This is a genomic window from Sphingomonas sp. (assembly GCF_042095875.1).
GTDB lineage: Bacteria > Pseudomonadota > Alphaproteobacteria > Sphingomonadales > Sphingomonadaceae > Sphingomonas.
The window spans coordinates 42,070-59,651 of the sequence record NZ_JBELMJ010000015.1; the positions used below are offsets into that span (position 1 = coordinate 42,070).

20 protein-coding genes and 1 tRNA gene are annotated in these 17,582 nt (G+C 70.4%); 11 read left to right on the forward strand and 10 right to left on the reverse strand.

The genetic code is table 11. The features are described from left to right. Position 1: 1 nt before the first annotated feature. On the reverse strand, positions 2-613 hold the full coding sequence (locus tag ACFDS6_RS07485) for an ankyrin repeat domain-containing protein (protein ID WP_375271506.1): 612 nt from the start codon (positions 611-613) through the stop codon (positions 2-4). Between the two features lie 97 nt (positions 614-710). Between ACFDS6_RS07485 and ACFDS6_RS07490 the strand changes: the two genes are divergently transcribed. From ACFDS6_RS07490 to ACFDS6_RS07500, 3 genes are read left to right on the forward strand one after another with little or no spacing between them, the layout of a single operon-like run. Next, positions 711-1,304 (forward strand): SCO family protein, encoded by a 594-nt coding sequence (locus ACFDS6_RS07490; protein ID WP_375271507.1) that lies wholly within the window; start codon positions 711-713, stop codon positions 1,302-1,304. Next, on the forward strand, positions 1,301-1,735 hold the full coding sequence (locus tag ACFDS6_RS07495; RefSeq protein WP_375271509.1) for a YcgN family cysteine cluster protein: 435 nt from the start codon (positions 1,301-1,303) through the stop codon (positions 1,733-1,735). Before ACFDS6_RS07490 ends, ACFDS6_RS07495 begins: the two co-directional genes overlap by 4 nt. A gap of 10 nt (positions 1,736-1,745) precedes the next feature. Next, a complete protein-coding gene (locus tag ACFDS6_RS07500) occupies positions 1,746-2,423 on the forward strand; it encodes a M48 family metallopeptidase (RefSeq protein ID WP_375271510.1) in 678 nt (225 codons plus the stop codon). Here ACFDS6_RS07500 and ACFDS6_RS07505 read toward each other — a convergent pair. The 6 genes from ACFDS6_RS07505 to ACFDS6_RS07530 all read right to left on the reverse strand — a co-directional run bounded on the left by ACFDS6_RS07505 (position 2,396) and on the right by ACFDS6_RS07530 (position 8,563). After that, on the reverse strand, positions 2,396-4,585 hold the full coding sequence (locus ACFDS6_RS07505; protein WP_375271511.1) for a PBP1A family penicillin-binding protein: 2,190 nt from the start codon (positions 4,583-4,585) through the stop codon (positions 2,396-2,398). The genes ACFDS6_RS07500 and ACFDS6_RS07505 overlap by 28 nt on opposite strands. A gap of 75 nt (positions 4,586-4,660) precedes the next feature. Next, positions 4,661-5,749 (reverse strand): NAD(P)/FAD-dependent oxidoreductase, encoded by a 1,089-nt coding sequence (locus tag ACFDS6_RS07510; RefSeq protein WP_375271512.1) that lies wholly within the window; start codon positions 5,747-5,749, stop codon positions 4,661-4,663. After that, on the reverse strand, positions 5,731-6,378 hold the full coding sequence (locus tag ACFDS6_RS07515) for a methyltransferase domain-containing protein (RefSeq protein ID WP_375271544.1): 648 nt from the start codon (positions 6,376-6,378) through the stop codon (positions 5,731-5,733). Before ACFDS6_RS07515 ends, ACFDS6_RS07510 begins: the two co-directional genes overlap by 19 nt. 35 nt (positions 6,379-6,413) lie before the next feature. Next, positions 6,414-7,496 (reverse strand): type III polyketide synthase, encoded by a 1,083-nt coding sequence (locus ACFDS6_RS07520; protein WP_375271513.1) that lies wholly within the window; start codon positions 7,494-7,496, stop codon positions 6,414-6,416. A 160-nt stretch (positions 7,497-7,656) separates the two neighbouring features. Continuing rightward, positions 7,657-7,743, reverse strand: a tRNA-Leu gene (locus ACFDS6_RS07525). A gap of 106 nt (positions 7,744-7,849) precedes the next feature. Next, complete coding sequence (locus ACFDS6_RS07530; RefSeq protein WP_375271514.1) at positions 7,850-8,563, reverse strand: MJ0042-type zinc finger domain-containing protein; 714 nt, start codon at positions 8,561-8,563, stop codon at positions 7,850-7,852. A gap of 171 nt (positions 8,564-8,734) precedes the next feature. On the opposite strand from ACFDS6_RS07530, the gene ftsE reads away from it, so the two are divergent. Genes ftsE through ACFDS6_RS07550 form a run of 4 tightly spaced genes read left to right on the forward strand, consistent with a single transcriptional unit; the run spans position 8,735 to position 11,520 of the window. After that, the gene (gene ftsE / locus ACFDS6_RS07535; protein ID WP_375271515.1) at positions 8,735-9,439 is read left to right on the forward strand and encodes a cell division ATP-binding protein FtsE; all 705 of its coding nucleotides are present in this window, start codon (positions 8,735-8,737) and stop codon (positions 9,437-9,439) included. Next, complete coding sequence (locus tag ACFDS6_RS07540) at positions 9,436-10,305, forward strand: cell division protein FtsX (RefSeq protein ID WP_375271516.1); 870 nt, start codon at positions 9,436-9,438, stop codon at positions 10,303-10,305. The genes ftsE and ACFDS6_RS07540 overlap by 4 nt, the downstream gene beginning before the upstream one ends. Then, positions 10,302-10,838: a YdcF family protein gene (locus tag ACFDS6_RS07545; RefSeq protein WP_375271518.1), complete on the forward strand. Its 537-nt coding sequence runs from the start codon at positions 10,302-10,304 to the stop codon at positions 10,836-10,838. The genes ACFDS6_RS07540 and ACFDS6_RS07545 overlap by 4 nt, the downstream gene beginning before the upstream one ends. After that, the gene (locus tag ACFDS6_RS07550) at positions 10,831-11,520 is read left to right on the forward strand and encodes a lysophospholipid acyltransferase family protein (RefSeq protein WP_375271519.1); all 690 of its coding nucleotides are present in this window, start codon (positions 10,831-10,833) and stop codon (positions 11,518-11,520) included. Before ACFDS6_RS07545 ends, ACFDS6_RS07550 begins: the two co-directional genes overlap by 8 nt. A 167-nt stretch (positions 11,521-11,687) precedes the next feature. Here ACFDS6_RS07550 and ACFDS6_RS07555 read toward each other — a convergent pair whose 3' ends face one another. Together ACFDS6_RS07555 and hisC are read right to left on the reverse strand one after the other, a co-directional pair. Next, positions 11,688-12,596 carry a prephenate/arogenate dehydrogenase family protein gene (locus ACFDS6_RS07555; RefSeq protein ID WP_375271520.1) on the reverse strand — a complete coding sequence of 303 codons (909 nt, stop codon included), beginning with the start codon at positions 12,594-12,596 and terminating at the stop codon, positions 11,688-11,690. Continuing rightward, positions 12,596-13,774 carry a histidinol-phosphate transaminase gene (hisC, locus tag ACFDS6_RS07560; protein ID WP_375271521.1) on the reverse strand — a complete coding sequence of 393 codons (1,179 nt, stop codon included), beginning with the start codon at positions 13,772-13,774 and terminating at the stop codon, positions 12,596-12,598. The genes ACFDS6_RS07555 and hisC overlap by 1 nt, the downstream gene beginning before the upstream one ends. A gap of 213 nt (positions 13,775-13,987) precedes the next feature. Here hisC and ACFDS6_RS07565 point away from each other — a divergent pair, with 213 nt between their 5' ends. The 4 genes from ACFDS6_RS07565 to ACFDS6_RS07580 are packed head-to-tail and all read left to right on the forward strand — an operon-like array spanning position 13,988 to position 16,608. After that, positions 13,988-15,118 (forward strand): homoserine O-acetyltransferase, encoded by a 1,131-nt coding sequence (locus ACFDS6_RS07565; RefSeq protein WP_375271522.1) that lies wholly within the window; start codon positions 13,988-13,990, stop codon positions 15,116-15,118. Continuing rightward, a complete protein-coding gene (locus ACFDS6_RS07570; protein WP_375271523.1) occupies positions 15,115-15,549 on the forward strand; it encodes a GNAT family N-acetyltransferase in 435 nt (144 codons plus the stop codon). The genes ACFDS6_RS07565 and ACFDS6_RS07570 overlap by 4 nt, the downstream gene beginning before the upstream one ends. Positions 15,550-15,569: 20 nt before the next feature. Beyond that, entirely contained in the window at positions 15,570-16,169 is a 600-nt protein-coding gene (gene metW, locus ACFDS6_RS07575) for a methionine biosynthesis protein MetW (protein WP_375271545.1), read from the forward strand. 40 nt (positions 16,170-16,209) lie between these two features. Further along, positions 16,210-16,608 (forward strand): response regulator, encoded by a 399-nt coding sequence (locus ACFDS6_RS07580; protein WP_375271524.1) that lies wholly within the window; start codon positions 16,210-16,212, stop codon positions 16,606-16,608. Between the two features lie 9 nt (positions 16,609-16,617). Here the strand turns inward: ACFDS6_RS07580 and ACFDS6_RS07585 are convergent. Further along, a partial coding sequence (locus ACFDS6_RS07585; RefSeq protein ID WP_375271525.1) for a sensor histidine kinase occupies positions 16,618-17,582 on the reverse strand: 965 nt, incomplete at its 5' end.

Sequence of the window (17,582 nt, forward strand, 5' to 3'; positions counted from 1 at the left end):
CTTATCGCAGCGTCGGACCCGCGACGCTGCGCGGTTTGGCGACTGGCGTATCGGCCAGGACCTTCAACACCGGAACCGCGCGAGGATCGGCCTTGGCGTAGTCGCGCGCCGACATGCCCGCGATATTGTCGGGCTGGTCCGGGTTGGCACCCGCGGCGAGCAGGGAGCGGACCAGCGCCAGGTCGCGCCGCTGCACCGCGCGGATCAGCGGGGTCTCACCGCCCGAGTTACCGAGATTGGCGTTGGCCTTCACCAGCGCCAGAATGTCGATCAGCCCGGGCTCGCCTTCCTGAACCGCCAGCATCATCGGCGTGTTGCCGGCATTGTCGCGGACGTTCGGGTCGGCACCCTTCGACAGCAGGTAGCGCAGGTAGGTCGCGTCGCCGCGCTTGACGACGATGTGCAGCGCAGCCTCACCGGTGGTCGTGTCGCGCGTGTTGACGATCCGCTGTCCAGGTTGGTCGAGCATCTGCGTCACCACGCTGCCGTCGCCAGTACGGACAGCTTGCAGGAACTTGTAGCTGGCCGATTGCTGTTGCGCGGCGGCCGGTGCGGCGATCGACACCGTGGCGAGCGGTACGGCCAAGGCGATGGTCAGGGTGTGACGAAACATGAACCTCACTCGAGTGAGCACGACAGGAATGCCTGAAATCGCCTTGGCGAACACGGGCTTGCTCCCCATCGTATAACCGACCAATGCTGAGCGCACCATGTACATGCCCCGTCTGATGCTGCCGTCTGCCGCCTTGCTGGCAGCGGCGCTAAGTTCCTGCTCGTCGCAGCCGGCGGCGGTCGCTGCGCCGCCGCTGGCCGGCGCGCGGATCGGCGGACCGTTCGACCTGGTCGATCAGGACGGACACCGCGTCAACGATCGCGATTTCGCGGGCCGCTACCGGATCATGTACTTCGGCTACACCTTCTGCCCCGATGTCTGCCCGACCGACGCGCAGAACATCGGGGCCGGCCTGCGGCTGCTCGAACGATCGAACCCGTCGCTCGCGTCGCGCGTCGTGCCAGTCTTCGTCAGCATCGATCCCGCGCGCGATACGCCCGCGGTGCTCAAGCAGTTCGTCACCGCTTTTCACCCGCGCATGGTGGGCTTGACCGGCACGCCGCAGGAGATCGCGCGCGTCGCCCAAGAGTACGGCGTGTTCTTCGCGCGCGGGAGGGGCACGGCGGACGGCTATCTGATGGAACACAGCCGGCAGATCTACCTGATGGACCCGGCCGGCAAACCGCTCGCGCTGCTGCCAGAGGCGCCGCCGCAAGCACTGGCGGACGAGATTGCGAAGTGGGCGAAGTGAGCGCGCGTTTCTGGGAAGACACGCCGCTGTCGAAGCTCGACCGCGCGCAGTGGGAGGCGCTGTGCGATGGGTGCGGCAAATGCTGCCTGCACAAACTGGAGGATGACGAGACCGGCGAGCTCTACGCCACCAACGTGGCGTGCCGGCTGCTCGATCGTCGCACCGCGCAATGTTCCAACTATCGCAATCGCCGCGCCTACGTCAGCGAGTGCGTGCGGCTGACCAACGGCAACGTCGACCAGATCGACTGGCTGCCCTCGACCTGCGCTTACCGCCTGCGCGCGGCGGGTGAGCCGCTGCCCGACTGGCACTATCTGGTGAGCGGCGACCGCGACGCGGTGCACCGCGCGGGCGAGTCGGTGCGCGGCTGGACGGTGAGCGAGGACGACGCCGGCGACCTAGAGAACCATTTGGTCGATCGTCGGCTGTGACCTGCGATCGGTGAGCGAACAGATCGACGTGGTGCGCCATCCGCGCGCGCGCCGTGCACGATTGTCGTTCGATCCCGTCACCGGTCGCGTGCGGCTGACGGTGCCAAAGCGCGCGGCACTCGCGCCGATGATCGCCTGGGCACAATCGAAACAGGCCTGGATCGCCGAACAGCGCCGCGCGCTGCCGCAGGCTCGCCCGTTCAAAGCCGGTGCGACGCTGCCATTCGACGGTGAGGAGCTCGTGATCGCGTGGCGCGCCGATGCCCCGCGCCACGTCGAGCGGCACGGCGCGCAGCTGATCGTCGGCGGACCCGAAGAGCGGGTCGAGGCGCGCGTGACCGCCTGGATCAAGCAGGACGCGCTCGCTCTGCTCCGCGACGACACGACCTTCTACGCCGCGCGTGCCGGGGTCAGCGTCGCACAGGTCAGCGTCGGCGACCCGCGCGCCCGCTGGGGAAGTTGCGCGTCGAGCGGCGCGATCCGCTACAGCTGGCGCCTGGCGCTCGCCCCGGTGGAGGTGCGCCGCGCCACCGCCGCGCACGAGGTCGCGCACCGCGTCCACATGAACCATGGTCCCGCTTTCCACGCGCTGGTCGCCGAACTGTTCGGCCGCGATCCAGCGCCCGAGCGGCAGTGGCTACGCCGCCACGGCGCGGCGCTTCACTGGTACGGCCGCTCGTCGCCGTAGGCGGGGTCCGGACGCGACGGAGTGCGGCGCTCGCCGATCGGCGAGCCGTCGGCGCGAGGCGGCTGACGCGCGGGAGGCAGGCGTGATGGCGGCTCGTCGGTGGCCGACGGCGGCACTGCACTCCGCGATGATTCGCGCCGCCCGTTGGTCACGCGGTCGATCCAGTCCCGATCGAGTCGCTGCTCATCCAATTCCGGATACGCTGGTGTGGCCGACTGATCCTCCGCGCGCGGCGCAGTGCCGCCGGACGTGACAGGGTTGCCGTCGTCGTCGACGAAGCTGCCGTTGTCGGGTGAACCGAAATAGGCTTCCTCGTCGGGTTCCAGCTGCCACTCGGGCAGGGTCACCTTGGTGTTGAACTCCTCGATCGGGCGGCTGGCGACCGCGCGGCTCATGAACGCGGCGAACGCCTTGGCGGGCGCGGTACCGCCGTGGAGCCCGGCGATCGGGCGCGCGTCGTCGCGGCCCATCCACACGCCCGTCGTGAGCCCCGACGAGAAGCCGAGGAACCAGCCATCCTTTGACGAGGTGGTCGTGCCGGTCTTCCCCGCGACCGGGCGTCCGATCTGCGCCGCGCGACCGGTGCCGGTATTGACCGCGGTCTGAAGCAGGTCGGTCATCCGCGCGGCGACGTCGGGGGCGACCAGCACCTGGCTGCGGTCGACCTCGTGCTCGTAGATCGTGTCGCCCTCGCTCGTCACCTTGGTGATCGCGTATGGCGTCACTGCCACGCCCTTGTTGGCGACGCTGGCGAAGGCGCGGGTCATGTCGATCAACCGCACCTCGGAGGTGCCGAGCACCATCGAGGGATGCGTATTGACGCGCGTGGTGATGCCGAACCGCCGCGCCATGTCGGCGACCGTCTGGAACCCCACCATCTGCCCCAGCTTCGCCGCGACGGTGTTGAGCGAGTAGGCGAAGGCGGTGCGCAGCGTCACCTCGCCCGAGTTGCGGCGCGAATCGTTGCGCGGGCTCCACCCGTCGATCGTGACGGGCGCGTCGACTTCCTTGTCCTCGGGCGTCTTTCCCGCCTCGATCGCGGCGAGGTAGACGAACAACTTGAACGCCGATCCGGGCTGGCGCACCGCTTGGGTAGCGCGGTTGTAGATCGAGCTGACATAGTCGGTCCCGCCGACCATCGCGCGCACCGCGCCGTCGCGATCGATCGCGACCAATGCGCCCTGCGCACCCTTGGGTACGTTCTGCCGGATCGCGGCATCGGCGTCGCGCTGCATCGACGTGTCCAGCGTGGTCCAGACCTCCAGCGGCTTCTCCGTCTCGTCGATCAGCAGTTCCAGTTGCGGCAGCGCCCAATCGGTGAAGTAGCGCACGCTGTTCTGCCGCGGCGCGGGCGCGAGCTTGACGGCCTGCGGGTCGGCGGCGGCGGCTTCGGCGTAGGAGATCGCGCCGGTCTCGCGCATCGTCTCGATCACCACGCCGGCGCGGCCGACCGCGGCCTCGGCGTCGGCGGTCGGCGAGTAGCTCGACGGCGCCTTGACCAGCCCGGCGACGATCGCCGCCTCCGACAGGCTTAGCTCGTCGGCGCCGTGGCCGAAGAAGCGCCTGGACGCCGCGTCGATGCCGTAGGCGCCGCCGCCGAAATACACCTTGTTCAGGTACAATTCGAGGATCTGGTCCTTGGAGAACTTCCGCTCCATCGCCAGCGCCAGGATTGCCTCGCGGAACTTGCGTCCGAACTTCTTGGCCGAATTGAGGAAGATATTGCGCGCGAGCTGCTGCGTGATCGTCGATCCGCCCTGCGTCCAGCGTCCGCGCCGCACGCGCACGTCGACCGAGCGTGCGACGCCGATCGGATCAACGCCCAAATGGCTGTAGAAGCGACGATCCTCGACCGAGATCATCGCCCGTTGCATGACTTCGGGAATGCGATCGATCGGCAACCACTCGCCGTAGCTCGGCCCCAGTGACACGATCACCGATCCGTCAGCAGCGTGGACGCGGATCATCTGCCCGTTTGGTGACGATTTCAGGTCCTCGAAGCTCGGCAGCTGCGCGCGCGCGACGTAGACCGCGGTCACAAGTGCCCCGAGCGCGACCAGCGCGAGGACGAGAAGAGACTTCCACGCGATCGACCAGCGCCGCCGCCACGGCGAACGGGTCTTGGAGCGCGTTCGCGATCGGGTGGGACGGGCACGGGCCATGGCGTCGGCCTTGGCGAATAGAGGCTTGAGCGATGCTTAACAACCCGAAGCGGCGGGGACGCCGCCACCATGTCGTCACTCGGTTGCGGGAACGCGCGTGGCGGCAGCGATCATTGCCAGGGCACCGGGCACGCGCGCGGCGAATGGCAGCAGCGCGGCCGTCCACGGCCGGTCGGCGAGCGCCCAGACGGCGCCGGCACGGCGCAGCGGCGCGCTGATCGACCGTGAGAAGTCGCGCTGCCAGCCACCCGATCCCGCCGGACCGTGCGCGATCATCGCCTGCGCCGCGGCGCGGCCGCTGGCGAGCGCGATCCCCATGCCCTCGCCCGCCAGCGACGGGATCACCGCGGCCTGATCGCCCAGCCGGAACACGCCGCTGTAGCCCTGGTCCGTACGCCAGCCGTAGGGCACGTTGGCGATCGCGTCGATCGACGACCATCCGCCCGCCAGCCGATCGCCCAGCTGCGGCGATCCGCGCGCGAGATCGCGCAGCAATGCTTCGGGGCTGCCCGCCTCGCGCAGGCGCGACCGGTGCACCGCCATGCACGCGTTGGCGCTGCCGTCTTCCTGCAGCACGATGCCGCAATAGCCGCGATCGAACAGGTGCAGTTCGATCGTGTCACCAACCAGCCGCCGAAGCGATGGCGAGGACGCCAGCCGTACCCGCAGCCCGAGCGTCGGGTCCGTGCCGCGCGCGGTGGCCGGGCGCGCGCTGCCCCGTATGTCGTGCTTGCCGCTGGCGAGGAACAGCACGTCGGCATCAAGTCTCGCCCCATCCGCGGTGGTCACGTGACGATCGTCGATCGCCCGCACCGTCACCCCGTGCTCGATCGCGACGCCCAGTGCCTCGGCCCGCGCGCGCAGCAAGGTGTCGAGCCGACGCCGCGATACCGCCAGCGCAGGGCGAGGCAGGCAAGCCTCGCCCGACCGTCCGGCGGCGAAGACGCGCGCGCGGGCAATGCGCGCAGGCGTGAGCGCGTCGGGGTCGATGCCGAGCCGCGACAGCGTGTCGATCGTGCGCCAGCTGACGAACCCGCCGCACAGCGCATCCGCCGCCTCGCGCGTACGCTCGACGATCAGCGCCGGACGTCCCGCCCGCGCCAGCGTGATCGCGGCGGCGCTACCCGCCGGACCGCCGCCGACGATCAGCGACTCGCGACGCATAACCGGAACGGAAAAGCGGTGAACACCCGTGCCTCGACCCCCGCCCGCGCGAGCAACGCCGGCCACTCTCCCGGGCGATAGCTGCGCGCGATCGAAACGCGTCCGTCGTGGCGAACGATCGGGTGCCACCCGAACAGCCGCGCGAGCACCGGCCAGCCGGCGTGCGCGAAACGGTGGCGATGGAGGTCGTTGACCAGCCAGCCGACATGCGCGTGGCGCTGCATGAAGCGCAGGAAGGCGACGAGTTGCTCGGTCGTCATGTGATGGGCAACCAGGCTGGAGATGATGAAGTCCCATCGCTCGTTGCCCAGGTCGGCATAATCGCCGGAGCGATAGTCGATCGGGAGCGTCGCGGGCGTATCGGCGCGCGCGGTGGCTTCGCTGCGCGGATTAAGGTCGATGCCGACCAGATCGAACGCCACGTCGCGCCGCTCGCCCCAGCGCGCGATCCGCCGCAGCATGTCGCCGTCGCCGTACCCGACATCGAGCAGGCGATAGCGCCCGCCCGCCCGCGTATGGGCGCGCAGAAAGGCGAGTGTCGGTCGCGCGGCGAGCGTCACCGCGTTGACGCGCGCCAGATCGCGCACCACCGCCGCGTAGGTTTCCGTCGGCAGATCGTCGGCGTCCATCAGCTCGTCCGCGTCGCTGCGTGCCGCGAGTCCGCTCACGCGCTCGCCTCCAAGTGCGGACCGAAGGCGAAACCCTCGGCCGCCAGACCGGGGCCGAAGGCGAGCGCGACGCCGCGTTGCACCCGAGGCCGGGCGAAGATGCGTGCGAGCACGAACATCAGCGTCGCCGACGACATGTTGCCATTGTCCGCCAGCACGGCACGCGAATCGTCCAGAGCCGTTCCATCGAGGTTCAGCGCGTGCTCGACCGCGTCGAGGATCGAGCGACCGCCGGCGTGAACCGCCCAGGCGTCCACGTCCTGCGCAGCCTGTCCAGCGGTGATCGCGCGGGCGAACTCGCGGTCGGCGAGCGCGGCGGCGATGCGCGCGGGCACCTCGCCGGACAAATGCATCGCGAACCCGGTGTCGGTGATGTCCCAGCGGATCAGCCGATCGGAGTCGGCGAGCGTGGTCGCGAACGGTTGACCGATGGCGAGGCCCTGCGGGTCGGCGGATACCATCGCCGCCGCCGCCCCGTCACCGAACTGGAGCATCGCGAGCAGCGGCTCGATCTCGTCTACCGCCTGCAGATGCAGCGTCGACAGCTCCACCGTGATCACCAGCACGCGCGCGTGCGGTTCCGATCGCACGATGTGGCGCGCGGTGCGCAGCGCCGCAACCGCGGCGTAGCAGCCCATGAAGCCGATGAGCGTCCGCTCGATCGTGGGCGGCAGCCCGAGCGCGCGCGCGACGATCTGGTCGATACCGGGCGCCACGAAGCCGGTGCAGCTGGCGACAACCAGGTGGGTGGCACCATAGATCGGTGCCTGTTGCTGCAACTCTGCGATCGCCGCCAACGCGAGTCGCGGCGCAGCCTCCGCATAGATCGCCATGCGCGCGGCCGTGCCGGGCTGCATATCTCCCGCGTAGAAGCCCGCATCGCCGACCGGGGAACCGGCCTCCTGCGGCAGCACCGACCAGCGGTGACGGATCGCGGCTCTGGACGCCATTCGGTCGAACAGCTTGCGCTGACCGCCGGGCAGACGATCGCGCGCCCAGCCGATGAAGGCCTCGTGGATGTCGTGACGGGGTACCGCCGTGCCGATCGCGTTCAGGTACGGTGTCACAGGTTCGGCCATTGCCATCACGGTTGAACGCGCCTGGGGTTCGTTCGGGCCCATCGATCCGCGGCACTTACGAGCCGATCACGAGCAGCTGCGGCGGTAGAGCGCGGTGCTTGGAGGAGGACGGCGCCCGACGCTGTCGGACGCTGATCAATTCCGCTGCAGGAGCGAAAAATGGTGCGGTCGAGAAGACTCGAACTTCCACGGCCTTTCGGCCACAACGACCTCAACGTTGCGCGTCTACCAGTTCCGCCACGACCGCACGTGTTGTTCACCGGGCAGGCCCGGCGACTGGCAGGAGCGGGCCTCTAGCAAAGCACCTGTGCGATGGCAACGCCCCTTGTTGGGGCTCGGTCACGATTTCGGCCTCAGCTCGCTTCGCCCACAAAACTGAGGTCGAGCCGCTTGGAGGACGGCGGCACGTCGACCTGCGCCGAGTTGAAGTCGATCGCGCCATTGGCGGGCAGGGTGCGCTGCTGCGGGGTGATCGTCCAGCTGAACACCACGCGACCATCCGCGTCGCGCAGGTCGGCGCGCAGGTCTGGTACGCGCTGCGCCGCCGCCGACGGATTGGTGATCCGTCCGCTGACCGCGAACAGCTCCGATCCGTTGGTCATCTGCCGCCGCTCGATCGGGTTGTCGACGATCCGCAGCGGCGATTGCGCCGGCCCGATGTCGAACCCGACCTGCTGCGCGAGCCCCGGCGCGGTGGTCCACAGGATCACGCCGACGAGCGCGAGCATGATCAGCCCCGCCGCGATCGAGGCGATCGTACGTACCCGCGTCATGTTGCGCCTGGGGCGGAACGGCGGGCGATGCGCGAAGGCGTCGAAGCTGGCATCGGCGGCCGGTGCGGTATCGGCCACCGGCGATGGTGCGAAGCCCGCGGGGGCGAACCCGCTGCCGCCGGCGGACAAGGGCTGGGCAGCGGGCGGCGCGGCGGCGGCGAGCGGCGGGAGTGCCGCGCCTTCCTGGAACCAGCTGTGCCGGCAATTGGCGCAGCGCACGGTTCGGCCCGTCACGCCCACCGCTGAGTCGGGCACGAGGTAGCGGGTGCGGCATTCGGGGCACTCTAGGATCATGACGCCACGCTGACGGTTATCGTGACGGACGTAAACACTTAACCATGGCTCGCTGGCAAGTGTCGCCATCGAAACGATGCGCGACGAGGCCGCGCGACGGGGGCGCGCTTGATGAAAGGGGCCGCGCCGTGCGATGGCGGGCGCGTTCACGTGAAGGGAGACCGCGGACCGGTGGCCGGGATCGTGCAGTTCGAGAATGTGGGGCTGCGCTACGGCCAGGGCGAGGAGGTTTTGTCGGACCTCAGCTTCTCGCTGACCGCGGGCGAATTCTACTTCGTCACCGGCGCGAGCGGCGCGGGCAAGACTTCGCTGCTCAAGATGCTGTACCTGGCGCAGCGCCCGACGCGCGGTGCGATCCACCTGTTCGGCACCGATGTCGTCACGCTGCCGCGCGGGCGCATTCCCGGCTTCCGGCGGCGGATCGGGGTGGTGTTCCAGGATTTCCGGCTGGTGCCGCACCTGTCGGCGGCCGACAACATCGCGCTCCCGCTGCGGATCGCGGGCGTGCTGGAGGACGAGGTGCGCGAGGCGGTGTCGGAGATGCTCGCCTGGGTCGGGCTGACCAGCCGCGCCGACGCGCTTCCCTCCACGCTGTCGGGCGGCGAGCAGCAGCGCGTGGCGATCGCACGCGCGGTGATCGGACGGCCCGAGATACTCATCGCCGACGAGCCCACCGGCAACGTCGACGAGGCGATGGCCGATCGGCTGCTGCAATTGTTCGCGTCGTTGAACGGATTGGGCACCACACTGGTGATCGCGACGCACGACATGCACCTGCTGTCGCGCGTGCGCTCGGCGCAGCTGATGCACATCGACGAGGGGCGGTTGCTCGACCCGACCGGCATGCTGCGCCATCCGCCGGGAGGACGCGCGTGAGCGCGGCGAGCACCCGCGTCCTCGATACCGCGCGCACCGGGCGCGGGATGGTGTGGGTCATCGCGGTGATGCTGTTCCTGACGGTGCTGGCGACCGCGAGCGGGATCGGCACGGCGCGCGCCACCGGCGCGATCGGCGTGCGGCTGGGCGGGCGGGCGACGGTGCAGATCGCCGCCGCCGACCCCGCGCAGCGCGAGCAGGAGGCCGCCGCGGTCGCGGCGACGCTGGCCGGGGTCGCCGGGATCGAGCAGGTCCGCGTGGTGCCGCGCGCCGAGATCACGCAATTGCTGGCGCCTTGGCTGGGCGGCGACGCGGCGGACGTCGACCTGCCGATCCCCGCGATGGTCGACCTGACGCTGGCGGATACGGCGAGCGCAGGGCGCGTGCGCCGGGTGCTGGCAACGGCGGCACCGGGCGCGCGGCTCGACCTGCACAGCGCCGCGCTGGCGCCGGTGCGTAGCTTCCTGGCGGTGCTGAGCGCGCTGGGCCTGGCGCTCGTCGCGATGATGCTGGCCGCGACCGCGTTCGTCGTCGTGCTGGCGGCGCGTGCCGGACTGGAGGCGCATCGCGGCACGATCGAGGTCATGCACATGCTGGGCGCGACGGACGTACAGGTCGCGCGGCTGTTCCAGCGGCGGCTGTCGCGCGACGCCGCGCTGGGGGCGGCGGTCGGCGGGGTCGCGGGGCTCGTCACCGTTGCGCTGCTGGGAATGCAGGCGAGTGCGCTCGGCTCCGAACTGCTCGGCTCGGTGACGCTCGGCACGCTGGGCTGGGCGGTGCTGATGGCGATGCCGTTCGCCTTCGTCGCGCTCGCCGCCACGGTGGCGCGGCGCGCGGTGGTGCGCAGCCTAGGGCGGATGCTGTGATCGGGCGGCTCGCTGGGCTGGCGCTGATCGCCTGGGCGCTCGGCTTCGCGCTGTTCGCGGTCGCGCTGCCCGAGCCGGCGGGCGAGGTGCGCACCGACGCGGTCGTGGTGCCGACGGGCGCGGCCGGCCGGATCGACCGCGGGCTGGCGGTGCTGGAGGCCGGACACGCGCGGCGCATGCTGGTGACAGGAACCGCGCCCGGGGTGCGCAAGCGCGACCTGGTGCGGACCTACGGCCATGCCGCGACCTTCGCGTGCTGCGTCGACCTGGGCGAGGAGGCGGTCGACACGCGCTCCAACGCGGCGGAGACCGCGGGTTGGGTGGAGCAGCACCGCTACGGCTCGGTGCGGCTCGTCACCTCCAACTGGCACGCGCGCCGCGCGGCGATGGAGCTGGCGCAGGCGCTGGAGCCGGGCACGACGATCACGATCGACGGCGTGCCGAGCCAGCCGAGCCTGGCGCAATTGATGAACGAATATCACAAGCTGCTGCTGCGTCGCGCGGTGTTGTGGTGGGAGAAGTGGCGTGGGTGACGTGCTGCGGACGTGGCTGTTCCGCTTAATGTTCGCGATCGGATCGCTGATCGTGGTGCTGGTGATTCCATTCGTCGCGCTGTTCGGGCCGCGCGCGATGATCCCCTACGCGCACGGCTGGGCCCGATTCCACACCTTCATCGCGCGCTACGTCATGGGGGTGCGCGCGCATTTCGAGGGCGCGGCGATCCCGCCGGGACCGGTCTTGTTCGCCGCCAAGCACGAGGCGATGTACGAGACGCTGGAGCTGCCGTACCGGCTGGGCGGCCCCGCGGTGGTCATCAAGCGCGAGCTGGCGCAGATCCCGCTGTGGGGCTGGGCCGCGCGCATCTACGGCGCGCTGCCGGTCGACCGCGAGGCGTCGGCCAAGGCGCTGCGCCAGCTGATGACCGACGCGGCGGTGTTCAAGGCGGCGGGGCGATCGGTGATCGTGTTTCCCGAAGGAACCCGGATGCCGCATGGGCTACGCCCGCCGCTGCGCTCGGGCTTCGCCGGGCTCTACCGCGCGCTCGGCTATCCGGTGGTGCCGATCGCGCTCGACAGCGGGCGGCGTTGGCCGCGCGAGGGGCACGCGCGCTCGGGGCCGATCCGCGTGCTGGTGGGCGAGGCGATCCCGCCCGGGCTGCCGCGGCGCGAGGCGGAGGAACGCGTCCACGCCGCGATCAACGCGCTCAACGATTGAGCGGAAGGTGAGGCAAAGGTAAGGCCAACGCGCGTCGTCGCGGGGGTCCCGGCCGGTCACCGAAGGTCGCGAACGTCGCGAGCGCGATTGCTTTCTCGAATGATGTGAAAGAGCGCCGATCCGGGTAGGCGGTCGGGCTCGTGTAGGACAGCGGTTCGCGTGCGGGGTTAGTCGTGGCGGCGACCGAAGTCGGCGGCGTCGTCGTCCTGGCCCTGGTCGACGATCGAGCGGCGGATCGCGCGGGTTCGCGCGAAGCGGTCATACAGCGCGTCGCCGTCGCCCCAGCGGATCGCGCGCTGGAGCTGCGACAGGTCCTCGGAGAAGCGTTGCAGCATGTCGAGCACCGCGTCCTTGTTCGACAGGAATACGTCGCGCCACATGACGGGATCGGACGCGGCGATGCGGGTGAAGTCGCGGAAGCCGCCGGCGGAGAATTTGATCACCTCGCTCTCGGTTACCTGTTCGAGGTCGTCGGCGGTCCCGACGATCGTGTAGGCGATCAGGTGCGGCAGGTGGCTGGTGACCGCGAGGACGAGGTCGTGGTGGTCGGGCGCCATCCGCTCGACCTCCGCCCCCAGCCGGCGCCAGAATTCCGATACGCGCTCGACGCCGGTCGCGTCGCTCTCAGGCAGCGGGGTGACGATGCACCAGCGGCCGCGGAACAGCGTCGCGAAACCCGCGTCCGGTCCGCTCTGCTCGGTGCCCGCGACCGGGTGCGCGGGGATGACCTGCGCAGGCGGCAGGTGCGCGGTGAGCGCGGCGGCGACCGATGCCTTGCAGCTGCCGACGTCGCTGACGATCGCGTCTGCGGGCAGGTCGGCCGCGATCTCGGCGGCGACCGCGGCCATCGCGCCGACGGGCACGCACAGGATGACGAGGTCGGCGTCGGTCACCGCCGCGCCCGCGGTGTCGGTCACGTCGTCGGCGAGGTTGAGCGCGCGCGCCGCCTCGCGCACCTCGGCGCTCGCGTCATGCCCGGTGACGCGGACGCTCGGCATGTATTCACGCACCGCGCGCGCGATCGAGGAGCCGATCAGCCCCAGTCCGATGATCGTGACGCGTGCGAAGGGGAGCATCAGCCGCGCTCGATGCCCTGATCGGCCGGCGTGGCGTGCTTCGGGGAGGCGTGGTTCTCGACCAAAGCGCGCAGCGCCGCGGCGACGCCGCGCGTCTCCTCCTCGGTGCCGATCGTGATGCGCAGTCCCTGCGCGAGGCCCTGTCCGGGCAGCCAGCGTACGATATAGCCCGCGTCCATCAGCCCCTTGTACGCGGTCTCCGCGGTCAACGCGCCCTCGAACACGACCAGAACGAAGTTCGCCTGGCTCGGGATCGCGCGCAGCCCTGCGTTGCCCAGGCTCGCGATCTCGGCCGCGAACCACGCGCGCCACTCGGCATTGTGGACCCGCGTCGATTCGACGAATGCGCGATCCTCGATCGCTGCGACAGCGGCGCGCTGCCCGCCGATCGTGACGTTGAACGGCAGGCGGATGCGGTGCAGCGCCTGGATAATGTCGGGGTGCGCGTAGCCCCAGCCGATCCGCTCGGACGCCAGGCCGTGGATTTTGGAGAAGGTGCGCGTGACGAGCACGTTCGACGCGGTCCGCGCGAGGTCGAGCCCGCCGTCGTCGTCGGCAGCGTCGAGATATTCGGCATAAGCCTGGTCGAGCACCAGCAGCACGTGGCTCGGCAGTGCGGCGTGGAGGCGCGCGATCTCCGCGCGCGGCGCGAAGGTGCCGGTCGGGTTGTTGGGATTGGCGATGTAGACGACGCGCGTCCGGTCGGTGACGCACGCGAGCACCGCGTCGACGTCGGTGGCGTAGTCGCGGTCGGGTGCGATCACCGGCGTCGCGCCGACGCGCCGCGCCGCGATCTCGTACACCGCGAAGCCGTAGCGCACGAAGATGACCTCGTCGCCCGGCCCCGCGAACGCCCCGGCGGCGAGGTGGAGGATCTCGTCCGAGCCATTGCCGTAGATGACGCGCGCGGGATCGAGGTCGAACGCGGCAGCGATCGCCTCGCGCACCGGCGCGGCGCTGGCGTCCGGATAGCGCTCGAGCGTGTCGGCGGCGGAGGCGTAGGCGGCGCGCGCGGCGGGCGAGGTGCCGAGCGGGTTCTCGTTCGACGACAGTTTCGCGACCTTGCGCCCGTCGTCGGTGGTCGAGCGGCCGGGAATGTAGGGCGCGATGTCCATCACCCACTGTTTCGGGGCGGGGGCGGACGGGCCGGTGCGGGTCTGGCGAGCGGTGTCGGTCATGGCGCGGAGGCTTAGTGCGCGGCGGGAGCGGGGGGAAGCGTGTCGTTGTTTTCGGGGCGTGAAGGCGCACTAATCCTCTCGTCACCCCGGACTTGATCCGGGGTCCCGCTTACTTTTTCTACTGCCGCGAGAAGCGGGATCCTGGGTCAAGCCCGAGATGACGCGGTGGGGTTGCTTGCGGGATGACGGGGCGCGGATTATCGCGGCGGCTCGATGTCGCTCGCTTCCCCATCCGACGACCAGCGCTTCGGCCTGTCGCGCCGCGCGGTGCTGCCGGGGCCGCTCCGGCTCGATGGCGGTGCTACGCTGTCGCCGGTCGAGGTGGCGTACGAGACCTACGGCACGCTTGACGCCCGAGCGGGTAACGCGATCCTCGTCTGCCACGCGCTGACCGGCGATCACCACCTCGCCAGCGCGCACCCGCGCACCGGCAAGCCCGGCTGGTGGCAGCGGAGGGTCGGGCCGGGCCGCCCGATCGACACCGACCGCTTCTTCGTCGTGTGCGCCAACGTGCTGGGCAGTTGCATGGGATCGTCCGGCCCCGCGTCGATCAACCCCGCGACCGGGCGCGCCTGGGGGATGGCATTCCCGGTCATCACGATCCGCGACATGGTGCGTGCGCAAGCGCTGCTGCTCGACCATCTCGGCATCGAGCGGCTGGCGGCGGTGGTCGGCGGGTCGATGGGCGGGATGCAGGCGCTCAGCTGGGCCGCGACCTATCCTGCGCGGGTCGCGGCGGCGGTGGTGATCGCGTCGACCGCGCGCCACACCGCGCAGAACATCGCGTTCCACGAGGTCGGGCGGCAGGCGGTGATGGCCGATCCGAACTGGCGCGGCGGCGATTACTACGACGGCGAGGCGCCCGCGCGCGGGCTGGCGGTGGCGCGGATGGCGGCGCACATCACCTACCTGTCGGAGGCCGGGCTCACCGAGAAATTCGGGCGCCGGTTGCAGGCGAGGGAGGCCAAGAGCTTCGGCTTCGACGCCGATTTCCAGATCGAGAGTTACCTCAGGCACCAGGGGCTGACCTTCACCGACCGGTTCGACGCCAATTCCTACCTCTATATCACGCGCGCGATGGATTATTACGACTTGGCGGAGGAGCATGGCGGGCGGCTCGCCAGCGCATTCGCGCCCGAAACGCGCTTCTGCCTCGTCAGCTTCGACACCGACTGGCTGTATCCGACCGCGGAGTCGCGCGCGATCGTGCAGGCGCTGAACGCCGCGGGCGCGCCGGCGAGCTTCGTGGAACTGTCGAGCCCCTACGGCCACGACGCGTTCCTGCTCGATTCGCCCGAACTCGACCGCATCGTCGCCGGCTTCTTGCGCGAGGCGAGGGCGTGATCGCGCTCGACGACGATCGCGCGCGGATCGACGTCGCGCGGGTGCACGGCTGGCTGGCGTCGAGCTACTGGTCGCCCGGCATCGAGCGCTCGCTGGTGGAGCGCGCGATCGCGGGATCGCACTGCCTGGGCGCGTATGACGAGGCGGGCGAGCAGCGCGGGTTCGCGCGGATGATCACCGATCGTGCGACCTTCGCCTGGCTCGCCGACGTGTGGGTCGAGGAGGGCGCGCGCGGGCAGGGGATCGGGCGCGACATGGTGCGCTGGTTCCTCAAACATCCCGATTACGCCGGCATCCGCCGCGTCGGGCTGGTCACCGCCGACGCGCACGGCGTCTACGCGGCGCTGGGCTTCACGCCGCTGCTGCGCCCCGAGCGCTACATGGAGCGGCTCGCGCCCGCGTTCGCCGCGATGCTGGCGGACGCGCCGTGACGGTCGACGCGACAGGCGCCGTGGCGCTGCGCCCCGACCTGCGGATCATCGCCGCGCACGTCGCGCGCGGCAGCCGCGTGCTCGACGTCGGGTGCGGGACGGGCGACCTGATGGCGGCGCTGCGCGACCGCGCGGGGGTCGACGCGCGCGGGCTGGAGATCGACGCGGTCAAGGTCGCCGACGCGGTCGCGCGCGGGTTGAGCGTGATCCAGGGCGACGCCGACGTGGACCTGGCGGGCTACCCCGACGCGAGCTTCGACTACGCGATCCTCAGCCAGACGTTGCAGACCGCGCGCGCGCCGCACCTCGTGCTCGACCACCTGCTCAGGATCGGGCGGCGCGCGTTCGTCAGCTTCCCCAATTTCGCGCACTGGCGCGTGCGGCTGTCGCTGCTCTGGGGCGGGCGGATGCCGGTGACGCGGTTGCTGCCGGAGGAATGGTACGACACGCCCAACATCCATCACGTCACGATCGACGATTTCCGCGCCTTTCTGCGCACCCGCGGCATGGTGGTGGAGCGCGCCTGGTTCCTGTCGGGCGACAAGGAGATCGGCAGGGCGGCGGCCAATTTCATGGCCGAACACGCCGTATTCCTGCTCGCCCGGAACCATCAAGGTTGACTGAGGTTAGCTGAACCTTAGAGCAACCATCACGAGACCGATGCCCAAGACCGCGCTCATCGTTGAAGACGAGATCTTCGTTGCCCTCGACCTGGAACGGATTCTGGTCGACGCGGGGTACGAGGTGCGCGCGATCGCCGCCGACAGCGCACAAGCGCTCGCGGCGGCGCCGACCTGCTCGTTCGCGTTCGTCGACGTCAATCTGCGCGACGGACCGACGGGACCGGTGATCGCGGAACGGATCGCGCGCGACTACGGCGTCAAGGTGGTGTTCGTGACCGCCAATCCGGGACAGATCGGATCGGTGCCCGACGCGCTCGGCTACGTGCGCAAGCCGTTCAGCGACCAGGCGATCCTCGCCGCGGCCGCGATGGCGGCGGCAGGGGCGCAGGGCGTGTCGAACGACCGCGATTTCGTCAGGCTCAACGCGGCAGGCTGAACGCCGCAGTTAGACTGTACTCGATCGGCTGAACGCCGATCGGGGCGCGCGCGCGGTGACGATCAGGCCCGTCGATCGCCAGTCGCGCTCGATCGTACCGCCGAGCTGGCGCACCGCGGACAATTCGATCAACTGCGTGCCGAAACCGACGTGTTCGCTGGCGCCGTCGAGCGTGGGGCCGCCGCTCTCGCGCCACGTCATCACCACGTCGTCGCTGTCCTCGGCGATGGCGAGCGTGACCGTGCCGCCGTCCACCGATAGCGCGCCATACTTGGTCGCGTTGGTCGCGAGTTCGTGGAACAACAGCGCGAGCGGGGTGGCGGCGCGGTCGTCGACGACGAGGTCGTTCCCGCTCACCGCGATGCGCGCGCCGCCGTCCGCGTGCGACTGGTAGGGCGCGAACAACTGGTCGAGCAGTCCGCGCAGGCTGTCCTGCGCGCCGACGGGGCGCGACTGCGGGCTGTGCGGACGGACGAAATCGTGCGCGCGCCCCAGCGCGGTAATGCGCTGGCGCAGGTCGGTCGCTACGGCTGCGAAGCCGGGATGGCTGCGCGCGGCGAACTGGATCAGCCCCGCGATCACCGCGAAGATGTTCTTGATCCGGTGCGACAATTCCTGGCTGATGATCTCGCGCTGCTCGAGCGCGAGCTTCTGCTCGTGGATGTCGGTGCAGGTGCCGAACCAGCGCGTGATCCGCCCGTTGTCGTCGCGGATCGGCAGCGCGCGGCCGAGCACCCAACGGTAGCTGCCGTCGTGGTGCCGCAGCCGGTACTCGATCTGGTACGCGTCGCCGGTCTCGAGCGAGTGGCGCCACACCGCCCAGGCGCGCTCCTGATCGTCGGGGTGGAACACGCCGTTCCATTCCGCGCCGTCGGTCGAGCCCACGGGCATGCCGGTGAACTCGTACCAGCGCGCGTTGTAGTAATCGTGATAACCGTCGGGCAGCGTCGACCACACCATCTGCGGCATGGTGT

Bases quoted from the DNA above. Each gene is read 5' to 3' on its own strand.
- ACFDS6_RS07580 (WP_375271524.1), top strand. From the start codon at position 16,210: ATGCCCAAGACCGCGCTCATCGTTGAAGACGAGATCTTCGTTGCCCTC.
- ACFDS6_RS07490 (WP_375271507.1), top strand. From the start codon at position 711: ATGTACATGCCCCGTCTGATGCTGCCGTCTGCCGCCTTGCTGGCAGCG.
- ACFDS6_RS07530 (WP_375271514.1), bottom strand. From the start codon at position 8,563: ATGATCCTAGAGTGCCCCGAATGCCGCACCCGCTACCTCGTGCCCGAC.
- ACFDS6_RS07515 (WP_375271544.1), bottom strand. From the start codon at position 6,378: ATGGACGCCGACGATCTGCCGACGGAAACCTACGCGGCGGTGGTGCGC.
- ACFDS6_RS07555 (WP_375271520.1), bottom strand. From the start codon at position 12,596: ATGCTCCCCTTCGCACGCGTCACGATCATCGGACTGGGGCTGATCGGC.
- ACFDS6_RS07565 (WP_375271522.1), top strand. From the start codon at position 13,988: ATGTCGCTCGCTTCCCCATCCGACGACCAGCGCTTCGGCCTGTCGCGC.
- hisC (WP_375271521.1), bottom strand. From the start codon at position 13,774: ATGACCGACACCGCTCGCCAGACCCGCACCGGCCCGTCCGCCCCCGCC.
- ACFDS6_RS07505 (WP_375271511.1), bottom strand. From the start codon at position 4,585: ATGGCCCGTGCCCGTCCCACCCGATCGCGAACGCGCTCCAAGACCCGT.
- ACFDS6_RS07510 (WP_375271512.1), bottom strand. From the start codon at position 5,749: ATGCGTCGCGAGTCGCTGATCGTCGGCGGCGGTCCGGCGGGTAGCGCC.
- ACFDS6_RS07520 (WP_375271513.1), bottom strand. From the start codon at position 7,496: ATGGCCGAACCTGTGACACCGTACCTGAACGCGATCGGCACGGCGGTA.
- ACFDS6_RS07485 (WP_375271506.1), bottom strand. From the start codon at position 613: ATGTTTCGTCACACCCTGACCATCGCCTTGGCCGTACCGCTCGCCACG.